Origin of the sequence: Yoonia sp., from assembly GCF_036007805.1 — a bacterium.
Classification (GTDB): Bacteria; Pseudomonadota; Alphaproteobacteria; order Rhodobacterales; family Rhodobacteraceae; genus Yoonia.
Genome location: NZ_DASYOK010000081.1, coordinates 1 through 7,093, shown reverse-complemented (window position 1 = coordinate 7,093; position 7,093 = coordinate 1). Strand labels below are relative to the sequence as shown.

The 7,093-nt window shown below is 59.6% G+C and carries 6 protein-coding genes; 2 read left to right on the top strand and 4 right to left on the bottom strand.

Going from position 1 to position 7,093, the window contains the following annotated elements:
* Positions 1 to 2,034 (top strand): excinuclease ABC subunit UvrA (gene uvrA / locus VGP75_RS04985; protein WP_327542602.1); only part of this gene is annotated, 2,034 nt, incomplete at its 5' end.
* Positions 2,035 to 2,095: 61 nt separating this feature from the next.
* Here the strand turns inward: uvrA and mmsB are convergent.
* The 3 genes from mmsB to VGP75_RS04970 are packed head-to-tail and all read right to left on the bottom strand — an operon-like array spanning position 2,096 to position 5,191.
* Complete coding sequence (gene mmsB / locus VGP75_RS04980; protein WP_327542601.1) at positions 2,096 to 2,962, bottom strand: 3-hydroxyisobutyrate dehydrogenase; 867 nt, start codon at positions 2,960 to 2,962, stop codon at positions 2,096 to 2,098.
* Entirely contained in the window at positions 2,959 to 4,005 is a 1,047-nt protein-coding gene (locus tag VGP75_RS04975; protein WP_327542600.1) for an enoyl-CoA hydratase/isomerase family protein, read from the bottom strand. Before VGP75_RS04975 ends, mmsB begins: the two co-directional genes overlap by 4 nt.
* A gap of 49 nt (positions 4,006 to 4,054) precedes the next feature.
* The gene (locus VGP75_RS04970; protein WP_327542599.1) at positions 4,055 to 5,191 is read right to left on the bottom strand and encodes an acyl-CoA dehydrogenase family protein; all 1,137 of its coding nucleotides are present in this window, start codon (positions 5,189 to 5,191) and stop codon (positions 4,055 to 4,057) included.
* Positions 5,192 to 5,538: 347 nt separating this feature from the next.
* On the opposite strand from VGP75_RS04970, the gene VGP75_RS04965 reads away from it, so the two are divergent.
* Positions 5,539 to 5,955, top strand: a complete 417-nt coding sequence (locus tag VGP75_RS04965) for an Hsp20/alpha crystallin family protein (protein ID WP_110279062.1) — start codon at positions 5,539 to 5,541, stop codon at positions 5,953 to 5,955.
* A 186-nt stretch (positions 5,956 to 6,141) separates the two neighbouring features.
* Here VGP75_RS04965 and VGP75_RS04960 read toward each other — a convergent pair.
* Positions 6,142 to 7,093, bottom strand: a 952-nt coding sequence (locus tag VGP75_RS04960; RefSeq protein ID WP_327542598.1) for an aldehyde dehydrogenase family protein, incomplete at its 5' end; no start/stop codon positions are given.

Genomic DNA, 7,093 nt, shown 5'->3' with positions numbered 1-7,093 from the left:
GCGCCATTCGGTGCCTGCCCGTCCTGTGACGGTCTGGGGGTCGAGCTCTTTTTCGACGAACAGCTTGTTGTGCCCGATGTGACCCTGAAAATTGCTGATGGCGCTCTGGCCCCGTGGCGCAAGGGCAAGAGCCCGTATTTCCTGCAAACCATCGAGTCGATTGCCAAGCATTACGGCTTTAATAAAAACGCCCGCTGGAAAGATCTCGACCCGAAGATACAGCAGGTTTTCCTGTACGGCTCCGGCAAGGAAGAGATCAAGTTCCGCTACGATGAAGGTGGTCGCGTCTATCAGGTTGAACGCGCGTTCGAGGGCGTGATCCCGAATATGGAACGCCGCTATCGCGAAACGGATAGCAACTGGATTCGCGAAGAATTCGAGAATTTCCAGAACAACCGCAATTGTGGGACCTGCGGCGGCTACCGTCTGCGCGAAGAGGCCTTGGCGGTCAAGATTGGCGGCTTGCACGTGGGGCAGGTCGTGAAGATGTCGATCAAAGAGGCCTATGACTGGTGTCAGGATGTGCCGTCGTCACTGAGTAAGCAGAAGAACGAAATCGCGGCGGCGATCCTGAAGGAAATCCGCGAGCGTTTGGGGTTCCTGAACAACGTCGGTCTGGAATATCTGACCCTTTCGCGTAATTCCGGCACGCTGTCGGGGGGCGAAAGCCAACGCATCAGGCTGGCCAGCCAGATCGGTTCGGGCCTGCAGGGCGTGCTTTACGTGCTGGACGAGCCGTCGATCGGCCTGCACCAGCGTGACAATGACCGTTTGCTGACGACGTTGAAGAACCTGCGGGATCAGGGCAATACCGTGATCGTTGTGGAACATGACGAAGAGGCGATCCGCGAGGCGGATTATGTCTTTGATATCGGACCCGGCGCGGGTGTGCATGGCGGTCAGGTGGTGGCCCAAGGGACGCCAGCGGAAATTATGGCGAATGAAAATTCGGTCACTGGCCAATACCTGATTGGTGCACGTAGGATCGAGGTGCCGGCCAAGCGCCGCAAGGGCAAGGGCAAGAAACTGACCGTGGTCAAGGCCACCGGCAACAACCTGCAAAACGTGACCGTTGATTTCCCGCTGCAGCAGTTTGTTTGCGTCACAGGTGTCTCGGGCGGGGGGAAGTCGACCCTGACAATCGAGACGCTGTTCAAGAATGCGTCGATGAAGTTGAACGGTGCGCGCCAGACCCCGGGCCCCTGCGAGACGATCAAAGGGTTCGAGCATCTGGACAAGGTGATCGACATTGACCAGCGCCCCATCGGGCGCACACCACGCTCGAACCCTGCCACCTATACGGGGGCCTTTACCCCGATCCGCGAATGGTTCGCCGGTATGCCCGAAGCGAAGGCGCGCGGCTATAAGCCCGGGCGCTTCAGTTTCAACGTCAAAGGCGGGCGTTGCGAGGCCTGTCAGGGTGACGGTGTCATCAAGATCGAGATGCATTTCTTGCCCGACGTCTATGTGACCTGCGAGACCTGCAAGGGTGCGCGCTATAACCGCGAGACGCTGGAGATCAAGTTCAAGGGCATGTCGATTGCCGATGTGCTGGACATGACCGTCGAGGATGCGCAGACCTTCTTTACCGCCGTGCCGTCGATCCGTGAAAAGATGGATGCGCTGATGCGTGTGGGGCTGGGGTACATCAAGGTGGGCCAGCAAGCGACGACGCTGTCAGGCGGAGAAGCGCAGCGTGTGAAGCTGTCCAAGGAACTAGCGCGGCGGTCGACGGGGCGCACGCTCTATATTCTCGACGAACCGACGACCGGTCTGCATTTCGAAGACGTGCGCAAGCTGTTGGAAGTGCTGCATGAACTGGTCGATCAGGGCAATTCGGTGATTGTGATCGAACACAACCTCGATGTGGTGAAAACGGCTGACCATATCATCGACATCGGCCCCGAGGGGGGTGATGGCGGCGGTCAGGTGGTTGCCACGGGAACGCCTGAGGAAGTGGCAGAGGTGCCTGAAAGTCATACGGGCCGATATCTCAAGGAGATGCTGGCGGCGCGCAAGGTCGCGGCGGAATAGGACCCCAAAATTCTTGAATTTTGGGGATGCCTTCGGCGAAAGTTTGATTGGACGAAGAAAGTCAGGTGCGGTGCCGCTTTTCAAAGCGCGGCAGCATGGCAGAAAAGTCTTTGCCGCTTCCGCCTTCGTTTTCAACAAACTGCGCATAGAGATCGCGCGCGGCCTGTCCCATGGGCGTGTCAGCGTCGGCGGCCTCTGCCGCCATCTGGCTCAGGTTCAGGTCTTTGAGCATCAGTTCGGCAGCAAAGCCCGGTTTGTATCCGTTATCGGAGGGGCTCTGCGGGCCAATCCCCGGGGCGGGACAATAGGCGTTCACGCTCCATGATGCACCGGAAGATGTGCTGACCACATCGAACATTGCCTGCCGGTCCAGCCCCAGTTTGTCGGCCAGCGCGAATGCTTCGCAGGTGGCGATCATCGTGACGCCAAGGATCATGTTGTTACAGATCTTGGCTGCTTGGCCGTTACCTGACGGCCCGCAATGCACAGCCTTCTGCCCCATGATCGCAAAGAGCGGTTCGACAGTGGCGAAGGCTGCGGCAGGACCGCCCGCCATGAAGGTGAGCGTGCCGTTGGTGGCCCCGCCGATGCCGCCCGATACGGGCGCATCGATGGCGGACAGGCCTGCGGCCTCGGCCTCTGCGGCCACGGCGCGCGCGCTTTCAACATCAACGGTCGAGCAGTCAAGGTGGATAGCCCCTGCCTTCATCGCGGGGTGAATTTCGGCTGCAACCGCGCGCAGGATTTCGCCGTTGGGCAGCATGGTGATGACGACATCAGCGTCATTTGCAGCATCTGCAGCGCTTTGCGCAAGTGTCAGGCCGGCGGGGGCAGCGATCGTATCAAAGCCCACGACCTCATGCGATTTGGCGAGGTTTGCAGCCATGGGCGCGCCCATGTTGCCCAGTCCGATGAAACCGATTTTCATGTTGTTTCCTTCCATTGCAAGGCGTTTGGCCCGAGGTCTTGGGTCATTGCGGCGACGTCTTCGTCTTTGACAGCCTCCCAACTAGCGTGCTGCCATTTCGGGCTGCGGTCACGGTCGATGATGGCCGCGCGGATGCCTTCGATAAAATCGCCCTGTGCGACACAGCGATAGGTGTAGCGGAATTCGCGCTCCAAAGCCTCTTCGATGCCGGGGCTGCGGCGGGCGGCCTGTATGATCCTGACCGCGACGGCCATGCCCAGCGGGGCGTTCCGGTCCATCAGCTTGCGCGCATGGGTGATGGCGGGTCCGTCAGGCGTTGCCGCCATGGCGCGGTAGATGTCCGCCAGCGTAGCACCATTAAAGCAGCTATTGATTTCGGCTTGCCATGCGGCCAGTCGCGCGGGCGGCGGGGGTCCGGATGTGGCTTCGATCAAGGACGCGTCGCCCGTGCTGATCAGGGTCTCTTTCAACTCCGCCCAACCGTCTTGCAGGACAAAATGGTCGGCGAAACCGGCGTAGAGCGCATCGCCCGTGTCCATGCGGTCGCCGCTGAGCCCGAGGAATTCGCCGCAATGCCCGGGTGCTTGTGCGAGGAGGAGCGAGCCGCCCACATCGGGCACAAGACCGATGCTGCACTCGGGCATGGCGATCTGGCTGTTTTCGCAGACGATACGGTGGGACGCATGACAGCCGACACCAACCCCGCCGCCCATGGTAAAGCCGTGCAGGAAGCTGACGACGGGCTTGGGGTAGCGCCGGATCTTGGCATTGAGGCGATATTCGTCACGCCAGAAACGGCGGCCATAGTCGAGATCGCCTTTTTGGCCAGAGGCATACATTTCCGCAATATCGCCGCCGGAACAAAAGGCGCGTTCGCCTGCGCCGTCGATGAGGATCAGGGCGACCTCGGGATCGGACCGCCATGCGTCCAAGGCTGCCTCGATTGCCAGACACATATCCCATGTCAGCGCATTCAGTGCTTTGGGGCGGTTCAGCGTGATGAGGCCTGCTTTGCCGGATTTGCGGATGATGATGTCGGTCACTTGGGTGGGCCTTTGTGAGGTCCCGGATCGGGGTCCGGGACGGCGTTAGCTATTGGATCATATGGCGCGCTGTAATCAGGCGCATGATTTCGTTGGTGCCTTCCAAAATCTGATGCACGCGCAGATCACGTACGATCTTTTCGATGCCGTAGTCGGCCAGATAGCCGTAGCCACCGTGCAATTGCAGGCACTGGTCGGCGACCGTGCTGCCGGTTTCGGTACAGAGTTTCTTGGCCATGGCGCAGAATTTCGTCGCATCCGGTGCACCTGTGTCAAGCTTCCATGCCGCTTGGCGCAGGAAAGTGCGGGCCGATTGCAGGGCGATTTCCATATCGGCAAGCCGGAATTGCAGGCCCTGAAACTGGTCGATGGATTGCCCGAAAGCGCGGCGCTCGGCCATATAGGCTACGGTTTGATCAAGGGCGGATTGCGCGGCACCGATCGAACAGGCCGCGATGTTCAGACGCCCGCCATCAAGGCCTGCCATGGCGTATTTGAAGCCTTGGCCTTCTTCGCCCAGCAGGTTCTCGGCAGGGGCAGGGCAGTCGTCCATTTGCACCTGCCGTGTGGGTTGTGACCGCCAGCCCATTTTATCCTCAAGCCCGCCGAATGACAGACCCGCCGCACCATCCTCGACCACAATGGCGCTGATCCCCTTGGGGCCGTCATCGCTTGTGCGGGCCATCACGATATAGGCGTCGGAATAGCCGCCACCTGAGATGAACGCTTTGGTGCCGGTCAGAAGATAGCCGGAATTGTCGCGTGCTGCCCTGGTCTTGAGTGCCGCCGCGTCCGAGCCTGACCCGGGTTCGGTCAGGCAGTAGGACAGGACTGTTTCCATGCTAAGCGCCTTTGGCAGCATGCGGTCCTTGAGCGCGTCAGTGCCATAGGCGTCAATCATCCGCGCGCACATGTTATGGATCGACAGGAAGGCCGCGACAGAGACGCAGGACTGCGACAGCGCTTCAAACACCAATGTTGCATCAAGCCGCGACAGGCCGGTGCCGCCGCGCTCTTCGGACACATAGAGCCCGCCGAAACCGAGTTCCGCAAGCTTGGGCCAGAGTGCTTTGGGGATGGTGCCTTCGGCCTCCCATGTGCGGGCATGGGGTGCGATATGTTCGGCACCGAAATCGCGGGCCATGTCGAAAATGGCAGATTGTTCTTCGGTCAGAGCGAAATCCATCTTTGCCTCCCGTCAAGGAATTGAACGCTTGTTCATATCTTGCGCGGAACAGATGTGGTTGGCAAGTCCTAGGTGAGGCGGACGGCTTGTAGGCGTGCAGATAATGACGTCATCCGATTGCGCCGGTTACCAAGCCGAAAAGCCTTCACTGAAGAACCCGAACGTCGCAACCGCCATCCCGTTCAAGCTGCTCGGGGGCACCGCCACATGCCAAAGTCTTCACCATGTTGACAGCTTCGAGAGCCCGGACCCTGTTGCCAGTCCGCGTTTGAGAAAGATCAAAACCCGTTGATGCCGGGTGAAGTACGTCCTTTCGCAGGATACACCTATCAAAGAGGAGTACGGATATGGTTGAGAAATCCCACACCAGCGGCTTTTGGCCATCACTCTACGATCCATTTCGCCAACTGGGTGAACGCGTCTCGGAATGGCTGGCGCCAGCGTCTGAAGCTTCGGGAGATGATGATGCGTACCGCATCGCTGTCGAGCTGCCCGGCGTGGAAGAAAAGGACATCAACCTCAGCGTCGAAGACGGTGTCGTTTTACTGAAGGGCGAAAAGCGTACCGAGCGCGAAGACAAGGGGGATACATGGTACTTTTCGGAGCGGCACTATGGCGCTTTCAGTCGTTCGTTTCGTTTGCCCCCGGACGCCCGCGGCGAAGATGTGGATGCCCAACTCAAGGACGGTGTGTTGACCATCACCATTCCGAAGACGGCCCCGAAGCAACGGGAAGCCGCGAAGGTCGAGATCCGCAAGGGCTAATGCCTGAAGGAACCGCCGGAACGGCACATGAAAGGGCAATCGGCCTGACCAAGTGCTGCGTTGTTTCGCGACACCGAAAGCGGGCAGCTTCTGTCTAAGCGCGTAACTCCTGCACCTGGCGCTGGCCGGGTAAAGCAGCCAGCAGCGACGAAAAAGGCCCACCGTTTCCGGTGGGCCTTTGATGTTTTACTCCATCAGCGGGATCGAGAACTCGCCGCCTTCTTTGATGCCCGAGGGCCAGCGCGATGTGATTGTCTTGGTCCGTGTGTAGAACTTGAACGCGTCCGGTCCGTGCTGGTTCAGATCGCCGAACATGGATTTCTTCCAGCCGCCAAAGGTGTGGTAGGCCAGCGGCACAGGGATCGGCACGTTCACGCCGACCATGCCGATGTTGATGCGGTTGGCGAAATCGCGGGCGGTGTCACCGTCGCGGGTGAAGATCGCGGTACCGTTGCCATATTCGTGGTCCATGGCAAGGCCGATGGCCTCTTCATAGGTTTGTGCGCGGATGGTGGACAGGACGGGGCCGAAGATTTCGGTCTTGTAGATGTCCATGTCCTTGGTGACGTTGTCAAAGAGGTGCGGGCCGACAAAGAAGCCGTCTTCATAGCCCTGCAGTTTGAAGTTACGACCATCAACGACCAGTTTTGCACCTTGGTCGATGCCGGTTTGCACCAGACGTTCGATGTTGGCCTTGGCGGCAGCAGTGACAACGGGGCCATAGTCCACGTCATTGCCTGCGGTATAGGGGCCGACCTTCAGCGCCTCGACTTTGGGGACAAGTTTTTCGAGCAGGCGGTCTGCTGTTTCATCACCCACGGCCACGGCGACGGAAATCGCCATGCAACGTTCGCCAGCCGCACCATAGCCTGCACCGACCAGCGCATCGGCGGCTTGGTCCATGTCGGCGTCGGGCATGATGATCATGTGGTTCTTGGCACCACCAAAGCACTGCACGCGTTTGCCCTGTGCACAGCCCGTGCCATAGATATATTCGGCAATCGGGGTCGAGCCGACAAAGCCGACCGACTGGATCGTGTCGTCATAAAGGATCGCATCGACTGCTTCCTTGTCGCCGTTGACGACCTGCAGGATACCTTTGGGCAGACCCGCTTCTTCCATCAGTTCGGCCAGCATC